At 45.0% G+C, this 24041-nt stretch carries 24 protein-coding genes; 18 read left to right on the forward strand and 6 right to left on the reverse strand.

What is annotated here, in order from left to right; genetic code table 11:
- Nucleotides 1–104 precede the first annotated feature (104 nt).
- The 6 genes from rlmE to RTP55_RS02055 all read left to right on the forward strand — a co-directional run bounded on the left by rlmE (nucleotide 105) and on the right by RTP55_RS02055 (nucleotide 5591).
- Entirely contained in the window at nucleotides 105–737 is a 633-nt protein-coding gene (gene rlmE / locus RTP55_RS02030) for a 23S rRNA (uridine(2552)-2'-O)-methyltransferase RlmE (RefSeq protein WP_096488461.1), read from the forward strand.
- Nucleotides 738–981: 244 nt separating this feature from the next.
- The gene (gene ftsH, locus RTP55_RS02035) at nucleotides 982–2883 is read left to right on the forward strand and encodes an ATP-dependent zinc metalloprotease FtsH (protein WP_312383823.1); all 1902 of its coding nucleotides are present in this window, start codon (nucleotides 982–984) and stop codon (nucleotides 2881–2883) included.
- Between the two features lie 104 nt (nucleotides 2884–2987).
- Entirely contained in the window at nucleotides 2988–3866 is an 879-nt protein-coding gene (folP, locus tag RTP55_RS02040) for a dihydropteroate synthase (RefSeq protein ID WP_312383825.1), read from the forward strand.
- Between the two features lie 50 nt (nucleotides 3867–3916).
- Nucleotides 3917–4183, forward strand: a complete 267-nt coding sequence (locus RTP55_RS02045; RefSeq protein WP_065253600.1) for an FAD assembly factor SdhE — start codon at nucleotides 3917–3919, stop codon at nucleotides 4181–4183.
- 9 nt (nucleotides 4184–4192) lie between these two features.
- Nucleotides 4193–4714: a hypothetical protein gene (locus tag RTP55_RS02050; RefSeq protein WP_312383826.1), complete on the forward strand. Its 522-nt coding sequence runs from the start codon at nucleotides 4193–4195 to the stop codon at nucleotides 4712–4714.
- A 169-nt stretch (nucleotides 4715–4883) separates the two neighbouring features.
- Nucleotides 4884–5591 carry a YidB family protein gene (locus tag RTP55_RS02055; RefSeq protein ID WP_312383827.1) on the forward strand — a complete coding sequence of 236 codons (708 nt, stop codon included), beginning with the start codon at nucleotides 4884–4886 and terminating at the stop codon, nucleotides 5589–5591.
- A gap of 134 nt (nucleotides 5592–5725) precedes the next feature.
- Here RTP55_RS02055 and aroE read toward each other — a convergent pair whose 3' ends face one another.
- Nucleotides 5726–6544, reverse strand: coding sequence for a shikimate dehydrogenase (gene aroE / locus RTP55_RS02060; RefSeq protein WP_309575119.1), 819 nt, complete (start codon nucleotides 6542–6544; stop codon nucleotides 5726–5728).
- 241 nt (nucleotides 6545–6785) lie between these two features.
- On the opposite strand from aroE, the gene RTP55_RS02065 reads away from it, so the two are divergent.
- The 4 genes from RTP55_RS02065 (at nucleotide 6786) to tmk (ending at nucleotide 10577) form a co-directional block, all read left to right on the forward strand.
- Nucleotides 6786–7547, forward strand: a complete 762-nt coding sequence (locus tag RTP55_RS02065) for a hypothetical protein (RefSeq protein WP_312383830.1) — start codon at nucleotides 6786–6788, stop codon at nucleotides 7545–7547.
- Nucleotides 7548–7608: 61 nt separating this feature from the next.
- Nucleotides 7609–8520, forward strand: coding sequence for an aminotransferase class IV (locus RTP55_RS02070; RefSeq protein WP_312383831.1), 912 nt, complete (start codon nucleotides 7609–7611; stop codon nucleotides 8518–8520).
- A gap of 86 nt (nucleotides 8521–8606) precedes the next feature.
- The gene (gene mltG, locus RTP55_RS02075) at nucleotides 8607–9923 is read left to right on the forward strand and encodes an endolytic transglycosylase MltG (RefSeq protein WP_312383834.1); all 1317 of its coding nucleotides are present in this window, start codon (nucleotides 8607–8609) and stop codon (nucleotides 9921–9923) included.
- A 12-nt stretch (nucleotides 9924–9935) separates the two neighbouring features.
- Nucleotides 9936–10577, forward strand: a complete 642-nt coding sequence (tmk, locus tag RTP55_RS02080) for a dTMP kinase (protein WP_312383835.1) — start codon at nucleotides 9936–9938, stop codon at nucleotides 10575–10577.
- 83 nt (nucleotides 10578–10660) lie between these two features.
- Here tmk and nadB read toward each other — a convergent pair whose 3' ends face one another.
- A complete protein-coding gene (gene nadB / locus RTP55_RS02085) occupies nucleotides 10661–12358 on the reverse strand; it encodes an L-aspartate oxidase (RefSeq protein WP_312383836.1) in 1698 nt (565 codons plus the stop codon).
- A gap of 508 nt (nucleotides 12359–12866) precedes the next feature.
- Here nadB and RTP55_RS02090 point away from each other — a divergent pair.
- The 5 genes from RTP55_RS02090 (at nucleotide 12867) to RTP55_RS02110 (ending at nucleotide 17595) form a co-directional block, all read left to right on the forward strand.
- Nucleotides 12867–14045 carry a metallophosphoesterase gene (locus RTP55_RS02090; protein ID WP_312383837.1) on the forward strand — a complete coding sequence of 393 codons (1179 nt, stop codon included), beginning with the start codon at nucleotides 12867–12869 and terminating at the stop codon, nucleotides 14043–14045.
- A gap of 225 nt (nucleotides 14046–14270) precedes the next feature.
- Nucleotides 14271–15164 (forward strand): 4-hydroxy-tetrahydrodipicolinate synthase, encoded by an 894-nt coding sequence (gene dapA / locus RTP55_RS02095; protein ID WP_060995312.1) that lies wholly within the window; start codon nucleotides 14271–14273, stop codon nucleotides 15162–15164.
- Entirely contained in the window at nucleotides 15161–15460 is a 300-nt protein-coding gene (locus RTP55_RS02100) for a hypothetical protein (protein WP_060995311.1), read from the forward strand. The genes dapA and RTP55_RS02100 overlap by 4 nt, the downstream gene beginning before the upstream one ends.
- A gap of 134 nt (nucleotides 15461–15594) precedes the next feature.
- Nucleotides 15595–16323, forward strand: coding sequence for a phosphoribosylaminoimidazolesuccinocarboxamide synthase (purC, locus tag RTP55_RS02105; protein WP_095356156.1), 729 nt, complete (start codon nucleotides 15595–15597; stop codon nucleotides 16321–16323).
- Between the two features lie 171 nt (nucleotides 16324–16494).
- Nucleotides 16495–17595 carry an FUSC family protein gene (locus tag RTP55_RS02110; protein ID WP_312383842.1) on the forward strand — a complete coding sequence of 367 codons (1101 nt, stop codon included), beginning with the start codon at nucleotides 16495–16497 and terminating at the stop codon, nucleotides 17593–17595.
- Between the two features lie 99 nt (nucleotides 17596–17694).
- Here RTP55_RS02110 and serB read toward each other — a convergent pair whose 3' ends face one another.
- Entirely contained in the window at nucleotides 17695–18696 is a 1002-nt protein-coding gene (gene serB / locus RTP55_RS02115; RefSeq protein WP_312383844.1) for a phosphoserine phosphatase SerB, read from the reverse strand.
- Nucleotides 18697–18777: 81 nt separating this feature from the next.
- Here serB and RTP55_RS02120 point away from each other — a divergent pair, with 81 nt between their 5' ends.
- From RTP55_RS02120 to RTP55_RS02130, 3 genes are all read left to right on the forward strand, one after another.
- Entirely contained in the window at nucleotides 18778–20160 is a 1383-nt protein-coding gene (locus RTP55_RS02120) for a hypothetical protein (RefSeq protein WP_312383846.1), read from the forward strand.
- 109 nt (nucleotides 20161–20269) lie between these two features.
- A complete protein-coding gene (locus tag RTP55_RS02125; RefSeq protein ID WP_060995306.1) occupies nucleotides 20270–20506 on the forward strand; it encodes a PA3496 family putative envelope integrity protein in 237 nt (78 codons plus the stop codon).
- Nucleotides 20507–20587: 81 nt separating this feature from the next.
- A complete protein-coding gene (locus tag RTP55_RS02130) occupies nucleotides 20588–21127 on the forward strand; it encodes a YecA/YgfB family protein (protein WP_060995305.1) in 540 nt (179 codons plus the stop codon).
- 56 nt (nucleotides 21128–21183) lie between these two features.
- On the opposite strand, the gene argG is transcribed toward RTP55_RS02130, so the two are convergent.
- The 3 genes from argG to RTP55_RS02145 all read right to left on the reverse strand — a co-directional run bounded on the left by argG (nucleotide 21184) and on the right by RTP55_RS02145 (nucleotide 24001).
- Nucleotides 21184–22542, reverse strand: coding sequence for an argininosuccinate synthase (argG, locus tag RTP55_RS02135; protein ID WP_062334910.1), 1359 nt, complete (start codon nucleotides 22540–22542; stop codon nucleotides 21184–21186).
- A 168-nt stretch (nucleotides 22543–22710) separates the two neighbouring features.
- Entirely contained in the window at nucleotides 22711–23187 is a 477-nt protein-coding gene (gene greA / locus RTP55_RS02140; protein ID WP_007116148.1) for a transcription elongation factor GreA, read from the reverse strand.
- Nucleotides 23188–23449: 262 nt separating this feature from the next.
- On the reverse strand, nucleotides 23450–24001 hold the full coding sequence (locus tag RTP55_RS02145; protein WP_072092956.1) for a phosphatase PAP2 family protein: 552 nt from the start codon (nucleotides 23999–24001) through the stop codon (nucleotides 23450–23452).
- Nucleotides 24002–24041: the final 40 nt, after the last annotated feature.

The following is a 24041-nucleotide window of genomic DNA, read 5'->3' on the forward strand; positions in this document are numbered from 1 at the left end:
GTCAAAATTTACCAATGGTCATTCTAGGATGGCTTTGGGTTTTTTAGCCAAATCCCAAGTGAAGAATTTTTAAACTATATATAAAGGGTAGTTTGTAGAGAATTATGGCAACGCGTATTACCAACAAAAAATTGTCTAAAAGTAGCCGTGCGTGGATGAAAGAGCACATTGACGACCACTATGTCAAACTCGCCCAGCGCGATGGCTATCGGGCAAGAGCAGCTTACAAATTGCTAGAAATCAACGAAAAACTGCAGCTGATCAAAAAAGGCATGACGGTGGTCGATTTGGGTTCTGCTCCAGGCAGCTGGTCGCAAGTTGCTGGCAAACTAGTCGGTGACAATGGCAAGCTCATTGCCTCAGACATCTTGCCGATGGATACGCTAGAGAATGTGACCTTTATCCAAGGTGATTTTCGTGAGCAAGAAGTCTTTGACAAAATTATGGCAGAAGTCGCCGATAAAAAAGTGGAAGTGGTGCTATCTGATATGGCGCCCAATACCTCTGGTTTTACCGCAGTCGATCAGCCACGCATGATTTATTTGTGTGAGCTTGCCATGGACTTTGCCGAGCAAGTGCTCCCTGAAGGTGGTACCTTAGTGATTAAGGTATTCCAGGGCGAAGGCTCTGACGCCTTACGAAAAAATATGCAGCAGCGTTTTAGTAAAGTGCGTAGTATCAAGCCTGCAGCGTCACGCGCGCGCTCAAAAGAAATGTATTGGATTGCCACCAAATAAGCTAATTTGCTTTAGTCTATCCGTGAAGTTAACTGGATAAAAATTGGTAATATGTTTTTACTAGAAAATAACAGAGAATTCGCTTGATAATGTTAAGGTAAATCCATATATCATGCTATATTGAAAGATTAATGTAACGTCTATTTTTGGTGAAACATCTACCTATCTTTGGTAAACATTTTGATTTAACCCCACTTTTTTAATCAACCCCCTAACGCGAAGGATGAAAAACAACGTGAGCGACATGGTAAAAAATACCTTATTGTGGTTAGTTGTGATAGGGGTATTAGTGCTAGTCTTTAGCAATTTTGATACCCGCAATGAACCTGATAAGCTCAATTACTCCCAATTTGTTACTGCGGTGGCAACTGACCAGGTCAAAAGTGTCAAAATTGACGGTGAGCAAATTTCTGGCGAAAAGAAAAATGGCTCAACTTTTGAGACAGTGCGTCCTGCCGTCACTGACACTGAGCTAATGCCAAAGCTTATCAAGCATAATGTTGAAGTTCAAGGCGCCACCCCTGAACGTCAAGGCGTGATGATGCAATTACTGATTGCAAGCTTCCCAGTGCTATTGATTATTGGTTTATTATTGTTCATCATGCGTAACATGAGCGGTGGTGGTGCAGGTGGTGGTCGCGGTATGGGTCCGATGAGTTTTGGTAAATCTAAAGCCAAAATGTTATCAGAAGACCAAATCAAAGTGACATTTGCAGATGTGGCAGGGTGTGATGAAGCCAAGCAAGAGGTGACGGAAATTGTCGACTTCTTACGTGACCCAGAAAAATTTACTAAACTTGGCGCGACTATTCCACGTGGTGTGTTGATGGTAGGCCCGCCAGGGACAGGTAAAACCTTGCTTGCTAAAGCGATTGCAGGCGAAGCCAAAGTACCCTTCTTCTCAATTTCAGGTTCTGACTTTGTTGAGATGTTTGTGGGTGTCGGTGCAAGCCGTGTGCGTGATATGTTTGAGCAAGCCAAGAAAAATGCCCCTTGTATCATCTTTATTGACGAGATTGATGCTGTCGGTCGTCATCGTGGCGCAGGCATGGGCGGTGGTCATGACGAACGTGAACAGACTTTAAACCAGTTATTGGTTGAAATGGATGGTTTTGAAGGCAATGACGGGGTAATCGTGATTGCTGCAACCAACCGCGTCGATGTACTTGATAAAGCATTGTTACGCCCAGGTCGTTTTGATCGTCAAGTACAAGTTGGCTTGCCTGATATCAAAGGTCGTGAGCAAATTCTTCGTGTACACATGAAAAAATTGCCCTCAACAATTGGCGTCGATATTCGTTCATTGGCACGTGGTACCCCAGGCTTTAGTGGTGCGCAATTAGCGAATTTGGTGAATGAGGCAGCGTTATTTGCTGCACGTAACAACAAAGCGTCAGTCGATATGAACGACTTTGAAGAAGCCAAAGACAAGCTGTATATGGGTCCAGAACGTAAATCGATGGTACTGCGTGAAGAAGAGCGTCGTGCAACGGCATATCATGAAGCAGGGCATGCCTTAGTGGCTGAAATGCTACCGGGTACCGATCCTGTCCATAAGGTCACTATTATGCCGCGTGGTTGGGCATTAGGTGTTACTTGGCAATTGCCAGAGCATGATCAGACTAGCGTCTATAAATCAAAAATGCTAAATGATATTGCGATTTTGTTTGGTGGTCGTATCGCCGAAGAAGTGTTTATCAATCAGCAATCGACTGGCGCGTCAAATGATTTTGAACGTGCTACTAAAATGGCACGTGCCATGGTTACCAAATACGGTATGTCAGATGCCATGGGTGTGATGGTGTATGAAGAAGATGAAAACCAAGGTTACTTTGGTGCCTCATCTCGCACTATTGCAGAAGCGACCCAGCAGAAAGTGGACGACGAAGTTCGTCGTATCCTAGAAGCGCAGTATGATATCGCACGTGCATTAATTGAAGGTAATGCGGACAAAATGCATGCCATGGTCGACGCGTTAATGAAATGGGAAACTATCGACCGTGACCAATTGCAAGACATTATGGCAGGTATTCCACCACGCGAGCCTAAAGTTTATCAAGAGCCTGTTAGAGTAAATTTCGATAAACCAAGCAACCCACCGTCAAGTGGGTCGGGCTTAACCCCGCCGCCGTTACCTGCAATGTAAATTATCCATGATATGAGTTACTCAAAAACCGCTACCAACTTGATAGCGGTTTTTTTGTTTTTCACTTAAAATAGTAAAAAATTTTAGCCATCATTGCGGACATCATGCAGTTACAGCCCATTCCCAACTTTGCCATTCATTATCATAATCAAACGCTCGATTTATCTAATCCCCATATCATGGGTATTTTAAATGTCACCCCAGATTCATTTTCTGATGGTGGTCGATATAATCATATCGACCAAGGCTTGCGTCATACCGAGCAGATGATCAAAGACGGGGCGACGATTATCGATGTGGGTGGTGAATCTACTCGCCCAAATGCCAGCCCTGTGAGTGAGCAAGAAGAAGTTGACCGCGTCATCAAAGTGGTTGAAGCGATTAATCATAACTTTGGTGAGCAAGTGTGGGTGTCGGTCGATACCAGTAGCCCGACCGTGATGACACTCGCCAGTCAAGTCGGCGCCAAAATTTGGAATGATGTACGAGCCTTGACGCGCCCCGATGCCATTGCTACCGCTGCCAAACTCGATATCCCTGTCATGCTCATGCACATGCGCGGTGAGCCAACGACCATGAATCAGCTAGATAATTATCAAGATTTATATACCGATGTTATTAGCGAGTTACAGCAGCGCATTGATGAGGTTATGGCGGGTGGGGTCAGACGTGACAATCTTATCATTGACCCAGGGTTTGGCTTTGCCAAAAACGCCCAGCAAAATCTGGCATGGCTGAATGAATTTTATCGGTTGCATACGTTTAACTTACCTGTCATGGTGGCATTATCCCGTAAACGCTTTGTTGGGGAAGTCCTCAAGTCAGCCAATCTACCCCATGACCCTACCGATAGAGATGTTGCTAGTATGGTTGCAGGGCTATTTGCTGTGCAGCAAGGGGCGTGTATCTTGCGCACCCATAATGTAGCAGCGACTAAAGCAGGGCTTGCGATGTGGCAAGCGACGCAACAGGCAAAAGCTTAATAACAGGTAAAAAAATACATGAATTTAACGCGCAACGACAAGGATTTATCATGAGTGACAATCAGCCAGAACCTACATTAGAGCAGCGCAAAGTCATCTATCGTGCCAGACGCGGTCTAAAAGAACTCGATTATTATTTTGACCCGTATGTGAGAGCGCACTATCTAAAAGCCGACTCACGAGAGCAGCAAATTTTTGCAGAATTGGTGAAAGAAGAAGATCCTGATTTGCTGGATTGGTTTTTACACAATCATCCGACCAAGCCAGAATTTGCTGATTTGATAGCCAAGCTCAAATCATTAAAAGCTTCTTCTTAATTGACTTAGATGAACGAGCGCTACTTACCGCGTCATAACACCTCATTTATTGATATTGATGCCAGGCTCATACCCAGTGTGAATAAAAAACTGCTTTGGGGGGCTTGTTTATGGGTGGTTATTGGCATTTTAACCCTGGTGCCTTTGGCGCTTGCCTACAAACTTTTGCTAGGTATGGTCGCTATAGCCAGTCTTTGGTTAGGGCAAATATCCAGTTGTCACTTATTGGCTATTTCATCGTTACACGCCAAACCGCAAACTAACAATCAAACCTCACCCTATGACAATTGTGATTTTTTAACCTGGCAAATCCAGTGGGTACGTGGGGTTGTCAAAGTGCCTAGACAGAGTAAACAAGCGGTGTGGCAGGCAAATTTGCTGGGCATCGCTGATATGGGGTGCTTGGTGATTTTAACATTTGGCTTGATAGAATCAGCGCCAGCTAAAATCAGCGTAACCATTTGGCAAGACCAAGTGGACCGCGATACATGGCGGCAATTTAAGGTGCTAGCGAACACGCTGGAGCGATAACAAAAATGGTATATAAGTTATATTCAATATTGCTACAATTAAATCAACCAAGTGTTGAGGCGACTGCGCATTTTAGCTTGAACTTAAGTGCAGTTGGCAATGGGCGTGCATCAGTGCATTATTATTGGTGATATACGACAATCATTGAAAAAGATAAAAGGGAATGACCATGGGTCTATTAACAAGTCTAGTAACACAAGTGGCGCAAAATGCCATTCAAAGCAAAATGGGCGGTCAAAGCCAAGCAGATATGGGCGGCCTAGGGAATATTTTTGGTAATGTATTAGGCGGCGGGACGCAGCAGCCACAAATGCAGTCAAATGGTTTTGGGTTGGATGATATCATCGGTATGGCAATGAACCAAAATCAAGGTATGTCCCAAGGTGGCGTGCTAGGACAAGTGCTAGGTAGCGTGCTAGGGGGTGGCATGGGCGGCGGTCTAGGTAGTGGTATGGGCAATAACGTGGGTATGAACCAATTTCCACAAAGCCAAAGTGGCTTTGGTGGTAAAGGTATGTTAATGGCGGCTTTGTTGCCAATCGCGCTGATGTTTATTCAGCGTAATGGGGGTCTATCAGGCGCTTTTAATAAAATCCAAAATATGGGATTTGGGCATCAAGCCAACTCTTGGATGAGTGCAGACCAATCAAACCAACCATTGGATGCCAATGATATCAATCAGCTATTTGATAATAATGAGTTGGCGCAAGTTGCGGCACAAACTGGTGTCGACCAAAGCGAAGTCCGTCAAAGTATGGCGGAGCTTTTACCACAGTTATTTGATAGCTTGACGCCAAATGGCGACACCCAAACTGAGAGTCAGGCCAATAATGAAATCAGTGATATTTTGGCGCAATTAGGCAATGCGAATCGCTAAATTAGCATGACTAAAAAAGCCAGTGACAAAACTGGCTTTTTTATTGGGTTTTATTTCGCTCTCTTGGTCAAATTTTGGTTTTGTCTATTTTATCTAAAGCGTAGGCGAGTGTTGACTGCTTTTTTATAAAACAGCTAAAAGTGAAAATTCGTCAAATCGACTTGTTTACCCGTCCAAAGCGCAAAACTTAATGCCCCTTGATTGACCAGCATTCCCAAGCCATCTGAGGTTTTGGTATTTTTCGCCTTAAAAAAGTCCAAAAACGCCGAGGGTTTACCATACATCATGTCATACGCAAAATCGACCGTCATATCCTTGGCGAACGGCAATGTGTCACCGCTCAGACCTATCGACGTTGCATTGATAATCACCTCAATATCGGTGGGCAAATCCGTCAAACTTGAAAAGGTGAGCTTATCGGTATCAAATAATCGGGTTAAATTCTCTGCTTTTTCTACTGTGCGATTGGCAATATGCAGCGATTTTACTTGCGCATCTAGCAACGGCAAAATCGCGCCACGAGTCGCCCCACCTGCCCCCAAAATAGCAACGTTCGCGTCTTTTAAATTGACGCCTTGCGACAATAAATCCGCCACCAAACCGCGACCATCGGTATTGTCGCCATACAGTTTCCCCGCTTTGATGGCAAGGGTGTTGACTGCACCCGCCAAGCGCGCGTATTCAGATAGTTCACCGCGCTGCTGACAAAGCGCAAATGCCATCTCTTTAAAAGGTACGGTCACATTTGCCCCTGTGCCACCGCCTGCAAAAAATGCTTCGATGACAGCGGTAAAGCTGTCGACATCGTTGGGACAATATTGGCGTTGGTAAGACAAGGTGATGCCCGTTTGTTTGGCAAACGCTTGGTGCAAATCAGGCGATTTGCTATGGGCAATCGGATTGCCGATTACCATGCAGTGATAACGGACGTTTGAATCAGGAATTGATGACATGGGAAAACCTATAATACGATGAGTAAAATTACCAATTGCCACCACTTTACAATAACTGTGGCTGCTATATCAATGCTGGGTTTTGATTGGGTGGGTTTTAATTGGCTAGGTTATGATTGGGTGGGTGTAAAGCTTAGCATTTCATCAACGTGGCTAAAAATAACAACAAAAGCGTACTGTTAACTGCTGTCAATGCCTTGTTACAATGCGCTATCCACACCAACCCGTTATACATTACACAATGAAGCTAATTGCCCGCAAACCGCTTTTTTTACCGCGTCAAAACCGCTTAGAACATCCGATAGACGCTACCCAAAAAGGCGCTACCCAAAAAGGCGTTACTCAAAATAAACCCACTTGGCTAAAAAATCTTGGCTGGGGCTGCATTATCTTAGCATTCACCTTAACTGGCTGTGATAAGGTCAAACAAATCGCCTCACAACGCAATGCCAGTGTCACCGCTAGCACTACCGTATCGACCACAGCCGCCAATCCGTCTATCAACCCTACCTCGCAGCCAACGCCTGTGGTCTATCCCATTAATGAATGGCAGCAACAAACGCTGGCAAAAAAAGTCAGTATCCACGATACCGAAGCTGTGACGTTACTGTTAGGTCAACCTATCACCATTGATACGCAAACTTTGGACTACCGAAGCAATGTGGCGAGCAAATATAGTTTTGCCAAAACCGGTGAGCCGTATTTTGATTTGCTTGATTCGCCTATGTATATCGAGTTACAGTGGTATCATGCCAGTGCCTATGACAATGCCAGCGTTAAAAACATCAGTATCCAGCATGCCAAAACAGCGTTTCATCTGACCCAACATTGGTTTGGGCAAGATGGCTCAGACATTGTTGCCCACATGGTACAAGGACAGCCGATTAAAAATGCGAGCTACCACGGAATTTTGGTAGAATTAGCACGCTGTGACAATTATCATTGTGATTTGGTGGTCAGAAAACCCACTGTCACCGCCAAAACTGCTAAAAAAAGCGGCTAATTGATGCGGCTTTCACTGTCATACAGTCCAACTATTAATTTAATCAAGTAGCCAAATAACCATGTGGTATTCATTATCTGATGCTCAGTATGCCAAGCAAACGCCAATCACCGCTATCGATATTGACTCACGTGTCATAGCGTATGGCGATGGGTTCTTTACCACCATGGCGGTGGTGGCAGGACAAATCAATTGGCTGAGTTTCCACTTAGATAGAATTGACGAGAGTGCCCAGGCGTTACAACTCAATTTAACCAACGCTGATTTAGAGGCAGCCAATTTAGAATCCCCCAATCATACTATCCGCGCATACTTTAATAGCCAGTTAGCCAATTTTGCTAAAACCCTCAATCACGGTATGCTCAAGCTGATAGTCTGCCGAAAAAACCAACCTATCAAAGGCTATGGATTTTGCAACTCTGAATTTGACGCTTTTATTAAGCTCATGCCCACCGATAAGCCATTAGCACAGCAAGCCAATCAAGTCATCATCCAACCTGCCGCTACCGCCATCTGTCTTACGCAGCAAATTGCGTGTTTACCCAAACCCTTGGTAGGGCTTAAGCTACTAAACGCCCAAGATAAAGTGATGGCAAGTCACGAGCTGTGGCAGAACCAAACCCAAAATGCACAAATGATTGATGGGTTGGTACAAGATGTGATGGGGCATTGGGTAGAAGGCACCTTTTGCAATGTGTTTTATCAGCTTAATCATGAAAACGTGTGGTACACACCGCCCATCAACCGCTCAGGGGTAAAAGGGGTGATGCGGCAGGTGTTATTGGCTAAGTTTGCCGAGTCCGATAGGGCGCATAAGGAGCGGTATTTAGCCAGCGAGGAGTTATCCAATATCACAAGCTTGTTCTTTTGCAATGCTGTACGGGGGATTTTGCCCATTCAAGCATTGATGCTACCCAATGGGCAGTCAACCGTACTTGATTTGACCCCAATCCATACGCAAAAATTAACTTAAATCGTGTTGCTGGTAACTAAAAAAAATTGCTATTTTTGTCATTAATTGTTAAATTCTCGCTTATTGAGTCAATATAAGCTTTCTCTATGAACGACCAATCTGATAATAATATGTCTAGTAACTCAGACGGTTCTGAGCATCATCCTACTCAGCACAGTGACACCCCTCACACCGCGGATATTCCAGATTCTCAATTGCAGGACAATCATAGCAAAGATAAGGGTACCGATGACAAGGATATCACGGATAAGGATGACGAAGACTCGCATAGCAAAAACGTCAATGGCAATGATGCTTGTCTGATTAATCGTTCAACGCGAGAATTCAATGACCACATCACCGGTAGAAACAAAAAAAATAAATACCGTCTACTGGGACTGCTTGGGTTTATTGTATTGGTGCTGGGCTGGTTGTTATTTGCTTGGTACAACACCCTATATGGCACTATCACCCAACCAAAGCAGATGGTGACCATCAATAAAGGTCAAACCTACTATGCACTGGTAGACGACTGGGATAAAAAGAAAAAGCTGTTCGTTGCGCCACTTGCCAAACTATATATCAAAATGACGGTGGATAAACCGCTTCATTCAGGGGTATATCAACTGCCTGAAAATCCAAGTTTTGCCAATTATTTAGCCATGCTACAACAAGGTGAGAAAGTCGCTTTTATCAAAGTGCAAATCATTGAAGGTAAAACAGCCAAAGATTTATATCAGCATTTGACGGACAATAAAGGGATTAAAAACGAAGTTATCCATGGTAGCAAAGTTGACGTTGATAAACTTGGGCTCAATATCCCTGCTGACTATCACCCGAATGGCAACCTTGAAGGTTGGTTTTCACCCGATACCTATTATTTTAATGAAGGCAGTAGTGATAAAAAAGTGCTAACGGATTTATTTACCCGTCAACACACGGCGCTGATGGAAAACTGGAACAATCGCCAAGCCAATCTGCCGTACAAGACACCGTATGAAGCGCTGATTATGGCATCGATTATTGAAAAAGAAACCAGTGTCGAAAGTGAGCGTGGTGAAGTGGCAGGCGTGTTCGTCAACCGTCTGAAGAAAAACATGCGCCTACAAACCGACCCCACCGTGATTTATGGCATGGGCGATCGTTACGATGGTAATATTCGCAAATCTGACCTTGAAGAAAAAACCGCTTACAACACCTACCAAATTGACGGCTTACCACCGACACCGATTGCCTTGCCAAGTATTGCATCCATTAAAGCGGCACTCCACCCAAATCAAACCGATTCGCTATATTTTGTGGCAACGGGCAATGGCGGTCATAAATTTACCAGTAATTTAGAAGACCATAACCAAGCGGTGCAAGATTATCTGCGGGTGATGCGTGAAAAACGCGCCAGCCAAAACAGCCAATCAAGTCAGTAAAAAACGATACCCATGCAAACAGCTGCGAAAGCCCCCATTAGCGAAAAATTTATCTCATTTGAAGGTACCGAAGGGGTGGGTAAGTCCACCTTGATTGCCAATGTGGCAGCGCATTTGACCGCGCAAGGCATCGACTTTATCCAGACCCGTGAACCGGGCGGCAGTCCGTTTGCTGAGCAGTTACGCACCATGTTACTTGACCCTGCAACCACCATGACAGAGGACAGTGAACTGCTATTGATGTTTGCGGCACGTGCCGATCATGTGGCGCAAGTGATTTTGCCCGCGCTCGCTCAGGGTAAATGGGTGCTGTGCGACCGCTTTACCGATTCCACCATTGCCTATCAAGGGTTTGGGCGCAAACTGGGCGATAGGGCAGAACTTAGCAAAATTGAATTACTGATTAGGCATTTTGTGGCAAAAATCCCAGATATGACCATTTGGTTAGATTTACCGGTCCCAGAGGGGATGAGCCGTGCCAAAAATCGTGGCAAACTAGACCGCTTTGAGCAAAATCAGCTAGCGTTTTTTGAGCGGGTACATCAAGGATTTGCTTATCAAGCAGCGCAGCAACCGCAGCGCGTCAAACGCATTGATGCGCAGGGTACAGCCGATGAAGTGTTGGCAAAAGTGCTAACGCAGCTGGGTATTTAATGTCGTTATTTAGTGCTATCAAGCTTTTAGAATTATTATAAAAAAAGGGGATGATAAACTTCCCCTTTTTTATTTAACCCATACTATGGCATAGATGGCGTTAGAATCACATCTGCCGCCACTGGCAAAGTTTGTGGAAAGTCTTTGTTGTAATGCAGTCCGCGCGATTCGTGGCGACGTAGCGCCGAGCGGACAATCAGCTCAGAGACTAGCAGCAAATTACGCAATTCAATCAGATTTTTACTGACTACGAAGTTGGCGTAGTAATCATTTACTTCTTGTTTTAACAACAAAATGCGGTTGAGTGCGCGATGCAGGCGTTTATCCGAGCGCACAATACCAACGTAGTGCCACATGCTTTGGCGCAGCTCATCCCAGTTTTGCAGCACGATGACTTCTTCGTCAGGGTCGGTCACATCTTGGCTGTCCCAGTCAGGGATAGCAGGAATGGGGGGAACGCGATTTTCTGCAAATGCGGCGGCAATATGCCGCGCTGCACTCATCCCATACACAAAACATTCTAACAGCGAGTTACTCGCCATGCGATTGGCACCATGCAGACCCGTAAAGGACGTTTCGCCCATGGCATATAGATTGAACACGTCGGTTTGGGCGTTTTCATTGACCATCACCCCACCACAGGTGTAGTGAGCGGCGGGTACTACAGGGATTTTATCTTGGGTCATGTCAATGCCTAGCTCTAATAGCCGCTCATATAGCATAGGGAAATGACCTTTAATAAAGGCTGGTTCTTGATGCGTAATATCTAACCAAACATGACGTATTCCCAAACGCTTCATCTCAAAGTCGATGGCGCGAGCCACGATATCACGCGGCGCCAGCTCACCCCGTTCATCGAAACGAAGCATAAAGCGCTCACCTTCTGGGTGTTCTTTGGTTGCTGGCAGGCGCAGGTAGGCACCTTCACCGCGCATGGCTTCGGTGATTAAAAACGAGCGCGCTTCTGGATGATAGAGACAAGTAGGATGAAACTGATTAAATTCCAAATTCGCAACGCGGCAACCAGCGCGCCATGCCATCGCGATACCATCCCCCGTGGCAATATCGGGGTTGGATGTATACAAATACGCTTTTGATGCCCCGCCGCAGGCTAAGGCGATAAAGGGCGCGGTAAAGGTCAGCACTTGATTGGTGTTCAAATCAAGGGCATATAGCCCCACGGCACGATTAGGCTCGGTAATTGGACTGTAGTTGTGTTTGCTAAGTTTATGGGTAGTGATAACATCAATGGCAGCGACATATTCAAACAGTTTGACATTCGGGCATTGTTTGACACGTTTGGCTAACGAGGTAGAAATAGCCACCCCAGTGGCATCTGCCGCATGGATAATACGACGTTTGCTATGACCGCCTTCACGGGTCAGGTGCAAGGTTTCGTTTTCATCCAAGGTAAATTTGACACCTTGTTTGAGCAAAAACTCCACCGCTTCTCGGCTATGCTCCACTGTAAAACGTACCGCATCTTCATGACAAAGACCTGCCCCTGCAATCAAGGTATCATCGACATGCTCATCAACCGAGTCATCATCCGATAGTACTGCTGCCACGCCGCCTTGGGCATAAAAAGTGCTGGCTTCAGTGAGCTTGTCTTTTGCCAAAACCGCAATCGATAGATGGCTTGGCAAGGATAAAGCTAACGATAAACCTGCACCGCCACTGCCGACAATCACCACATCAAACGCGTGGCGATGGTTAGCCTGTGCTTGCGGCTGGAGAGTTTCTTTGATAGGGGAGTTTGACACATTAACGCTTGCTGTCATAACGCTGACGTCCTTCAAATTAATGAGTTAAAGAGCCAAAAAATCTAAGCAAGCGCTGAGCAAATTGGGTCACCGTGCTACATTTAAAAGGCTATTTTTAAAAGCTATGGTTAAAAAGCTAGGTTTAAAAAGTTATGTGAAAATAAAACTATGATATCAGCTTTTATAAATGATGGCGGATTTTTTGTACGGTTTGTTGTTTAAGTAGCAATCCCATTCAAATCGCCAATGTTGAGGATTAAACAGGGTACGAGATACGCAAATGCGCTCGTCTTTGTTTTGCCGTCGCTACCAGACAACAGGGTCAAAATGCAAAATCAGGCATTTTTGGATGAGTTAAATACAAAGAATTCGCCTAGCTGTTCAGCCATTTTTTGCGATATGATGACAGTTTAAATTGTCATATTCATGATTGCCATTTATAATGGGCGCTTTTTTTTATACGTATTTGTCATGCAAATTATTGATTATTCAGTAAATTTAGGTAACGCTTGATATGGGTGGTAGCATGATTGGCAGTTGGCTAGGTCATCTTGGAGCGCTCATTGCCGTTTTGGTAATCCTATGGTCGTGCCTAAAAACCGTGCAACTCAAAGCGCGAACAGATAATCTGCAGATTCTATTACAACTGGTCAGTTTCTACGCGCGCTATTGGTTTGTTTGGGTGTTAGTGTGGGCAAACGTGCAACTTCTGTATGACAACCAAGCCATCTACTGGCTGCTGATCGCGTTATCCTTGTTGTATATCTATATGAGCTGGGTTGAGCCCAATCGGCTGCGCGTTTCACGCTTTTCAATTAATTTGACCGTACCTGCGACTTATCAAGCTGCGACCTATCAGCCCGCGACCGATATTTCACTGGCTGCAGCAGCATCACAACCTATCAAACGACAACCTATCAAAAGACAAGCTGCAAAAATTGCGGTGCTGAGTGATATCCATGTGGGTATATTTTCTAACCCCCATCAGTTAGCGCGTTTGGTAAAATGCCTTAATCGCTTAGAGGTTGATGCGGTGCTGATTTTGGGTGATTGGTTATATCAAGCGACAACTTTGGATGCCCAACTAAGCCCATTTAAAACGCTGAACAAGCCTTGCTATACCGTCCTTAGCGATGCCGATACCCAGCAGGTTATCGATGATGCGCAAAATAGCGAACCTGCTAGCAATATGCAGTTAAAGCACATCTTACCAACCTTCGGTATTCAATTATTGCCTGAGCAAGGCTTGTATATTGCAGGGATAAAAATCATAGGCATTCATAATGGCAGTACAATGGATTTACCGCGCGTGATTGAACAGCAGCGCAGCGTGGGGCAGCCATTAGTCATTGCCACCCATGATATCAAGCAGTTAGAAGCCAATCCGCGAACGTTAAGTGACGCCAACAACGATACTTTGGTGATTGCGGGACAAACCCATGGGGGTCAGGTCAATATACCTATACTGACACCGCTGATGGTCAGAGCATTGACAGGTAATAAACTGGCGGCAGGGTTACGCAGACCAGATACAGCCAAACAATCCGACACTTATCCCAAAGCATTCAATGAGGATGACAAACCCAGCAAACGCTACCAAGTATGGGTGAATACTGGGATTGGCATGACAGGGTTGCCGTTTCGGTTTAACTGCCCGCCCACCATTGATGTGCTAACTATCCAGGTTCAAACGGTTGATGCTTAACCCATACCATTCGCCACTGTAAGCCAGCGACTATAAACCAGCTGCTGCCTTATTATCTGGTTGAGTGGGGTCTATAACCTGATTTGCTACAGCGGTGGAGAAACTTGCGTTTGCTATCAAAGCGCTTAAACTTCGCCCCAAATGTATGCTACACTAGACAAAAATTTTCAAAAAATTGTCGCAGCTGTTACATATTCTACTTAAGGTTTTGTCCAAGGTATTGTTATGACCCCCATTTTAGATAAACTACAAGGCTCTATGGTCGCGTTGATTACACCTATGCATAGCAATGGTGACGTCGATTGGCAATCATTGGCAAATCTCATTGATTGGCAAATCGAGCAAGGTACGGACGTACTGGTGTCGGTTGGTACGACGGGTGAATCCGCAACCTTATCCATGCAAGAGCATGTGGATGTCATTGAATTTACCATGAAGCAAGTGGGTGGTCGTATTCCCGTCATCGCGGGTACCGGCGCTAACAATACAGTTGAAGCCATTGAGCTGACCCAGCACGCCAAACAGGCGGGCGCTGATGCCGTGCTGTTGGTTGTCCCCTACTACAACAAACCGACCCAAGAAGGGCTATACTTACACTATAAAGCCATTGCTGAAGCCGTGGACATTCCCCAAGTGCTGTACAACGTACCCGGGCGCACTGTTGTTGATATGCAGCAAGCCACTGTCGAGCGCTTAGCGGACATCGAAAATATCATCGCGATTAAAGATGCGACGGGTGACGTGGCGCGTGGTGCCAAACTGATTGAAGCAGTAAAAGGTCGCATGATTGTATTGTCAGGGGATGATGAAAGCGCGTTAGCACTGATGCGTCATGGGGCAAAAGGCAATATCTCAGTGACCGCCAATGTCGCACCAAAAATCATGAGCCAAATTTTTGGCTTGGCACTCAAAGGTGAGTTTGAACAAGCCGAAGCATTAAACCAAAAAATAGCCCATTTACACCAAGATTTATTTATCGAGTCAAGTCCCATTCCTGCAAAATATGCCTTATACAAAATGGGTCATATCGAGCAAGGTATCCGTTTACCATTAACTTGGCTTACCCCAGAACACCAACAAGTGATGGATGAAGCACTTGCCAAAGCAGGTTTACTATGAAAAAAACACTCAGCGCTAACCACAATCGATTCAACGCCCAGCTAGCCCTAGCTATCATTGCCTCTGCTAGCATTGCTATGACAGGCTGTACTACTTTTAAACGTAAAGTTGGCGACAATTCTTTGGACTATACCAAAACCAAAAAACTTGAACCCATCCAATTACCGGCAGATGCACAAACGCTACCTTTTACGCCAGTTTATGCAGTGCCGCAATCGGGTGAAAATACGTTAAAAATCACAAAAGAAGGCAGTAAGCGTTTTGAGCTACCGCGTCCAATTAGTACCGTAAAATAGAGAGTGGCTGACCGCATCTATGATAGTTTGCAGCTGGTGTTGCTAACCGCGTATCAGCCAATCAATGCAACTGTCATAAATTAGCTACACTGAGCCAACCTTAGCCAATCTTAAACAGCCATTTGGGAATTACCATGCAAAAACTCGATTTACTTTATAAAGGCAAAGCAAAATCCGTCTTCGAAACTGACAATCCAGATTATCTGATTTTAGAATTTCGTGATGATACCTCTGCGTTCAACGGCGAGCGTATCGAACAGTTAGCGCGTAAAGGCAAAGTCAATAACCGCTTTAATGCCTTTATCATGCAAAAACTCAGCGAAGCAGGCATCGAAACCCATTTTGAACAGCAATTATCGGATGAAGAGGTGCTGGTCAAACGCCTAACAATGATTCCTGTCGAGTGTGTGGTGCGTAACTATGCGGCAGGCAGCCTAGTACGTCGCTTAGGCTTACAAGAAGGTCAACCCTTAAACCCACCTACCTTTGAATTATTCTATAAAGATGACGGTCTGGGCGACCCGATGGTAAATGATTCGTTAGCGGTATCACTCGGCTGGGCAACGCAAGCTCAACTGGATGAAATGAAAGCCTTAACCTTTAAAGTCAATGACGTGTTATCAAAAATGTTTGATGACGGTGGTTTGATGTTGGTGGATTTCAAACTAGAATTTGGGGTATTCAAAGACCGTATCGTACTGGGCGATGAGTTCTCGCCAGATGGTTGCCGCGTTTGGGACAAACAAACCAAGAAAAAACTGGATAAAGACCGTTTCCGTCAAAGCCTAGGTGATGTGGTCGAAGGTTATGAAGAAGTTGCCCAGCGTATTGGCGTGTCTTTGGTTGATGAGTCAGGTCGATAAATCGGACGCATTCATCAAGCTAGCTAATCGCTACAGCGAATCTAATTAAGTCCAATTAAATTTGGATGACATGTGAAATAGATAAACATCTAAAACTGGGGCTTGCTCCAGTTTTGTGTTTTTAGCAGGTTATTTAAGTTTAAATTTAAGTTTAAATTTTTAGCCCTCAATATGATTAACAAAAGAGTCTTTCATTTGGACAACATTATCACTCACCAATATATCAAGCACCCGCTCACCACCTTAACCCAATTCAATCGCAATCCCAGACCTTGGCATATGCCGTTGTTTGTGGCATTTGCGATTAGTTTTCCAGTGATGGTCGGGGCGTATCTGGGTGATTTGCGCATGGGGCTACTCGCGTCACTCGGTGCGATGGTGATTTTAAACTTACCCTATACTGGGTCTTTATTGTCTCGCATGACCACGGTATTGGCGTGTAGTTTTGGGATGGTCGCGTGTTTTGCCGTTGGCTTGGTTGCCCATAACGTGCCCATCCTGACAATTCCCCTGATGTTTTTTGTGACCTTTTGGTGTACGCTTTTTAGCCGTTATTATAAGCTGCCACCGCCTGCTGGGCTGTTTATCATCATGGCGTCAGCGATTGCGCTGTTTATGCCCGCACCCGTGGCACAAATCCCACAGCTGATAGGGGTGGTGGCATTGGGCGCGTTGTTTGCGGGGATGGTGGCGTGTTTTTATGCGTTACTGCTGATTTATAACAAGCCTGTCTTGCCGCTAAAGGCACCGATGCCTGTGCGAGAGATTTTGGGTGATACCCTGATTGTATCAGCGTTTATCGCCTTATCATTGCTGCTCGCGCTGTGGCTAGAGATGCCTAAGCCCTATTGGGTGCCGATGAGCTGCTATGTCATCATGCAAGGGATGAATTTTCAAAGCATATGGATCAAGCAGATACATCGTATTGTGGGTACAGCGATTGGTATGCTGCTAGCTTGGCTATTGCTATCGGTGCATTTGAGCGATATGGGTGTGGCGCTAGGCATTTTTGGCATGATGTTTTGTATTGAGACTTTTGTGGTACGCCATTACGGGGTGGCGGTTATTTTTATCACCCCACTGACCATCTTTTTGGCAGAGTACAGCGCGGTACAGCCTACCGCAATCAGTGAGATTATCGTCATGCGGTTTTGGGACACCGTGCTCGGCTGTCTCATGGGTGTGCTAGGCGGTATTGTCATTTTATCACCGATAGTGAGGCAAAAATTACAAGTCATCGTCGATAAAATCGTGGCGAAATTGCCAATTTAGCTTTTTTATCCAAAAAAACAAAAAAGCCACTCGATAATCTGGGTGGCTTTTTTATAATCTTTAAAACTCATCTTTAATACTAATGCTTAAAACTAACCGCTAACATGAACCGCTCAATCCCAAGACAGTCATCACCCCATCGAGTCCTGCGACTGTTACCGCATAATCTGCTTGGGCGCGCACAATCGGTTTGGCGCGATAGGCAATACCGATATCAGCTAGTCCTAGCATTGGCAAGTCATTAGCGCCATCGCCGACAGCAACAGTCTCTGACAGCTTAATGCTTAAACGCTGTGCTACGGCTTGCAAAATTTCGGCTTTACGCTTGCCATCTACAATCGCTGAGGTGATTTCACCTGTCACTAGATTATCGACGATATCTAGGTCATTGGCATAACTCTCATCCATTCCTAAGCTGTTTTTCACGTATTCGGCAAAATAGTTAAAGCCGCCTGAGACCAATACCACATAGTAACCATGATTTTTCAGTGCGCTAATCAAGCGTTTTGCCCCTGGGCTAAAGGTAATGTGATTGGCAATAATGTCTTCGAGCACCTCACTTGATAACCCTTTAAGCAAAGCCACACGGCGAGTAAAGCTTTCGGCAAAATCAATTTCCCCGCGCATGGCAGATTCGGTGATCGTATCGACTTGCTCACCAATCCCGGCTTTTTTTGCCAATTCCACAATCACTTCTTGCTCAATCAAGGTCGAATCCATATCAAACAACGCCAGTTTATGCGGGCGCACCAATGTCGCAAGGGGCATGACATTGACATCTACATGATAGAGGTTGTTGGCGGCGACTTGTTTGACTCGTTGGGGTAAGTCGTTGATATCGATATCTGATTCCAGCGTCACAATCCAGCGAATCGTCGTCACAGGGCTGGTTTGCTCAGCTTGGGCGAGCGTGTCATTGGCTTGCCAATCAAGCTCATTGACTAGGGTGTCTTGATGTAAGAGGCGAATGGCAGGCTGAAGGCTTGCAAGGGTTTGGGTGATTTGGCTCAATAGCCCCAATTCAAACTTGGCAGCGCTTAGGGTAATCGCGTAACTATGGGGAAAATGCTGATTAAGTTGATACAAAAAATTCGTCGTCATGATAGTTTACCCCTTGTATGCCAAAAAAATAAACATGATAATGTAGCATTTAATCGCTCCTAAAGAAAGTTTAATCTACCCATGAATCATCTAGCCCCCCGTCAAGGCAAATTCGCTATTGTGCTCCTTATTAGTTTTTGTTTACATTTTTTGATGCTTACTTTTAGTAGTGAAAAATCCCAATACGAGCAGCGTACCCAAAAGGGTGAAAAAATTGTTGAACAGTTAGCCAAAGAAGCCATGGTGGGCATCACGAGCCAAGATAGAATTAGCCTGAGCGTCTTGGCAAACCGCTACCAAGTTGATCAGGAAGTCGCCAAGCTTGTCATCAGTGACCAAAACAATCAGCCGCTGGTGCAAACGGGACAAGCACAAAACGAAGTGGGGCAGGTAATTGATAAACCCATTATCCAAAACAACCAAGTTCTCGGTCACGCCACTATCATTATGAAAGCGGTCTCCAAAGGCGAGATTGTCAGTAGTCAATGGTTGTTTGTATTAGGGTCAGCAATTTTGCATGGGTTTTTATGGCTGATTTATGGCTATATGGCGCGCCCAACGCAGGAACAGCTTGCGCAATTGGGTGAAAAAGTCCAGCAGCATATCGCGCTTGCGCGTGGTAGCCTAGCATCCACCAACCCTGCATTGACAGCCGATGCTGAATTGCAGTTAGACGAAGACACCTTGTACAATAAAGCAGGGGATAGCAGCGCAACCGCGCAACCTGCCGCCACTGGCAAAACCATCAATGATTTTTTAAATCGAGAAAAATCAAAATCTGCTAAAGACATTCCCCAAACCCAGCCCACAGCGACTGAAGCGACTGACAATCTGGCTCAAGAAAATACAGTGGACAGCCAAAAACAGCCCGAAATCGAATTGCAAATTCATTTTTATGACCAGTATCATCTGCTAAAACGGGTGGCACCTGAAGTTGCAAAACCATATTTTCAATTGTGTAATCAGTTATTGATGCGCGCATCAAACAGCTTATTTAATCCGTCAAACAATGTGTTAAATCGCTATATCAAAGACGTGTATATCAAAGACAACTCGCATTTTAATGCCAAAGGCGCGGTCATTCATCTAGCAGGTAAAGCCGAGCAATTGCCACTGGCAGCGGTGTTGTTGTCAAAATTGTTGATTATCCTCAACCAAGTGGTATACGAAAAACACCGTGAGCTATCGCGTTTTGCCTTGCCATTAACCATCGGTACCAGTATCAGTCATCAATTCGATGACGTACAAAAACTGATGGCCAACCACGCCAAAGAAGATGGTTTATTGCTCCTATATCCGCTGGATTTACTTAAAACTTTAGATGGTAAAGTGCAGTTTAAAAACCTGCAACATCCGACCACTATCACAGAGCGTGAGATGGTTTGGTACAACGGTTTATCAGAAACCTTGATGACCGAACTCATTGCCAAACGCGATGATATTTTGACCGCCACAGAAAAATAAACGAATCATGGTTATTTTTTCTTTCGCCACTTGACTTGACTGACAAAACCCATTATAAGGCTTTATGAAATTGCAAATTTATCGAATCGACCAGCGAAAGGAGCACTAAATGGCTGATCCAGATATTGATGATAGCTTTGAAGATGACAGTTTTGATGATGACGATGACGCGCGACTCGTGGATGACGACGCATCGGGTCGAAGTCGGGCAAGTAGTCTTGAAAAACGTCGTTTGATTGATAATTTATTGGAAGAAAAGCGTCTAGAGCGCTCACTTAAAGACAGTTTTGATGACGATCTTGATGACTTAGACGATGACGACGATTTTGACGATGATGAGTTGTAAGTCAAGCAAAAGGTTAATACACTAGGTATTAACCTTTCTTTTTTCAATCCGCTTTTTTGATAGCATACTAGGATAACCACCATGGATTTTGATGATTTAATCGATTTTTTAGACAGTGATGACAACGAATTTGGGCTATCGAGTATCGCTACACACGGCTTTTTAACCGCCTCTATCGTCGGCAAACCTTTACACAATTGGCAAACCTATCTTTTTGAAGGGCATGAAAAACAAGTCAAGCCAGAGGTGTTATCAGCCATTGAACAGTGGCGTGATGAGCTGCAAGCCATGCTGCAAGATGAGCGTGAAATTGAGCTGCCTTTTGATGTCGACGAAACTGACTATCTCGATATTGAAAACTCAGAAATCAGCGAATGGTCAGTGGGCTTTGTTGATGCCATGTATGCCAGCGATGACGAAGAAGATGATTGGTTTGATGATGACGACAGCGAAGAAGATGTGGCAATGCTGACGTTACCGATGATTTTGTTTAGTGGCATTGATGAAGACCAACCGGATATGCAAGAGCTACTCAAAGACCCAGAAACCATGAGCCAAATGGCACAAGCCATAGAAAAAAACATCGTTGAGTTGTTTTTGTTATTTCATACCAATGACTAAATGATGGGTTGTAACAAGCTAAGGGCGTATTAAATACGCCCTTTTTATTTACCGCATTATTTTTGCTCTAGTTGTGGTACGTCTGAGCCATGGGCATTGGATAACAAACCTGATTGGCTATATAACGCCAATTTAGCCCGGGTATCTGAAATATCTAGATTGCGCATGGTGAGCTGACCGATACGGTCCATTGGCGTGAACGCCGCATCTTCAACTTTTTCCATCGATAGGCGTTCTGGTTGGTAGGTCAAGTTGTCAGATTTAGTATTTAAGATGGTATAGTCATTACCGCGGCGTAGCTCGATGGTGACTTCACCCGTGATAGCTTTGGCGACCCAGCGCTGGGCGGTTTCACGAAGCATCAAGGCTTGTGAGTCAAACCAGCGACCTTGGTACAACAAGCGACCTAGGCGTAAACCATTGATACGGTACTGCTCGATGGTGTCTTCGTTATGAATCCCAGTGACCAAACGCTCATAGGCAATGTGCAACAGCGCCATGGCAGGGGCTTCATAGATACCCCGTGATTTGGCTTCGATGATACGGTTCTCAATTTGGTCACTCATACCAAGACCATGACGACCCCCGATTTCGTTGGCTTTTAAAATCAAATCCACTGGGCTATCAAAGGTTTCGTCATTGATTGCCACAGGCATGCCTTGTTCAAAGCGTACTGTCACTGTTTCTTTGTCGATTTTGACATTTTCATCCCAAAATGCCACACCCATAATCGGCTCAACGATGTGCATGCTGGCATCCAAAAACTCCAAGTCTTTGGCTTCATGCGTCGCGCCTAGCATATTTGAGTCGGTTGAGTAGGCTTTTTCTTTGGACATTTTGTAGTCAAAGCCATTGTCGATTAAGAACTGTGACATCTCGCTACGACCGCCCAATTCATCAATGAAGGTTTGATCAAGCCACGGTTTATAGATTTTAAGGGCAGGATTGGTGAGTAGCCCATAACGGTAAAAACGCTCAATATCATTGCCTTTATAAGTTGAGCCATCGCCCCAAACGTTGACATCATCTTCTTTCATGGCGGTGACTAGCATGGTGCCTGTGACCGCACGACCCAGTGGCGTGGTGTTAAAGTAGGGCATACCACCGGTGCTGACATGAAACGCACCGCATTGAATTGCAGCAATACCTTCAAGCGCCAATTGCAAACGGCAATCAATCAAACGCGCTTTGACCGCACCGTATTGGTCGGCTTTTTTGGGAATGGCGTTGTAATCTTCTTCGTCAGGTTGACCTAAGTTCGCGGTATAAGCGTATGGCAGCGCGCCTTTTTGCTTCATCCAAAGTAGCGCAGCTGAGGTGTCAAGTCCGCCAGAAAACGCGATACCGACTTTTTGTCCGACGGGGACAGATTGTAAAATGGTGGCGTTGTTAGTTGCGCTGTTGTTCGCATTCATGCTCATAAGCTTTCCTATCCAATTCTCAAAAAATAATCTGTAAAATCAACCTATCGAATTATTGTAACATTTTTGTCAACGTGTTTTTCGCCATTTTTTGACAATTACCCATAATTTGTCACAATAAAAAAGCCAATCATTTGATTGGCTTTATCGGCTAAATAGCGGTTATTGGTACAAGACTTCTACGATTTCGTATTCGACTTCACCGCTTGGGGTTTGGATTTTGGCTTCATCGCCTTCTGATTTGCCAATCAGACCGCGCGCGATGGGTGAGTTGATGGAGATTTTATTGGCTTTAAAATCTGCTTCGTCATCACCCACAATTTTATAGCGTTTTTGCTCTTCGGTATCGAGATTTTCAATCACTACCGTGACGCCAAACACCACGCGACCTTCTTGCGGTAGTTTGAGCGGATCAATGACTTCAGCGCCGCCCAATTTGGCTTCAATATCGCGAATACGGGCTTCACAAAATCCTTGCTGCTCACGGGCAGCATGGTACTCGGCATTTTCTTTTAAGTCGCCATGTTCGCGCGCTTCGGCAATCGCCGCGGTAATACGTGGACGGTCAACGGTTTTGAGCTGTTTGAGCTCTTCTTCTAAAGCCGCGTGACCTTGAGGCGTCATTGGATAACGTTGCATAGGGGATTCCTTTTGTCACAAATAGGGATTCAAACGGCAAGATTGCCAAAGTAACAAGTCACAAAAAATGGTCATCAACGCTCGTGATTAACCATTATCTATTTTGTATAGATGAAAAAAACCATGCTAGACAGGGCTACTGCCTAACAAGGTTCTAGTAAAAAATTTGCTGTGCTGCGTCAATCACCACAATAACGGTATTTTACTTGATAACGGCTTGTGATGCAAAGCATTCACTCAATTGACTGTATGAACCCTGACATTACCAAACTGAGCTGATGGTAACACCCACGGCTTTATTTTCATACCAAGGTAAAATAGTGGCATTGTCAAACGGTTGCGTCATCACCAAACCACTGACGACACCCAGCGCACAGCCAGCAACCACATCACGGGTATGATGCTTGTCGGCATCCACCCGTGACCAGCCCACATAGGCGGCAGGAATCATTGCCATCGAGCCATAGCGCCAGCCATAGCGTTGACCGATGAAAGTCGCGCCCGCGCAAGAATCACTAGCATGCCCTGACGGAAATGAGTAATCTTCGCCATTGGGACGTTCGCCCCAAGCGGTGTCATTGGTGGCGTATTTGAGCGCATAGGTAGCTGCCAAATTGGTTGCCATGGTTTTGCCTAATTGATAAACGCCTTCTTGGTCATGTTTGGCAAGCGCCATACCTAAACCTGCTACTGGGATAGCAATATGCAATATATCGCCCGCTTTTTCGCTATCGCTTTTGGCATATACCGTTGTAGTCGGCGCTAATACAGCAGCGAGCAGTATGATATTAAAGGTCTTAGAAGGTTGTCTCATGGCATTCACACCCTGATTGTGGTTAGTGGTCAAAACATTG

The sequence above is a fragment of the Moraxella sp. CTOTU47579 genome (genome assembly GCF_032004885.1).
Taxonomy (GTDB): Bacteria; Pseudomonadota; Gammaproteobacteria; order Pseudomonadales; family Moraxellaceae; genus Faucicola; species Faucicola tetraodonis.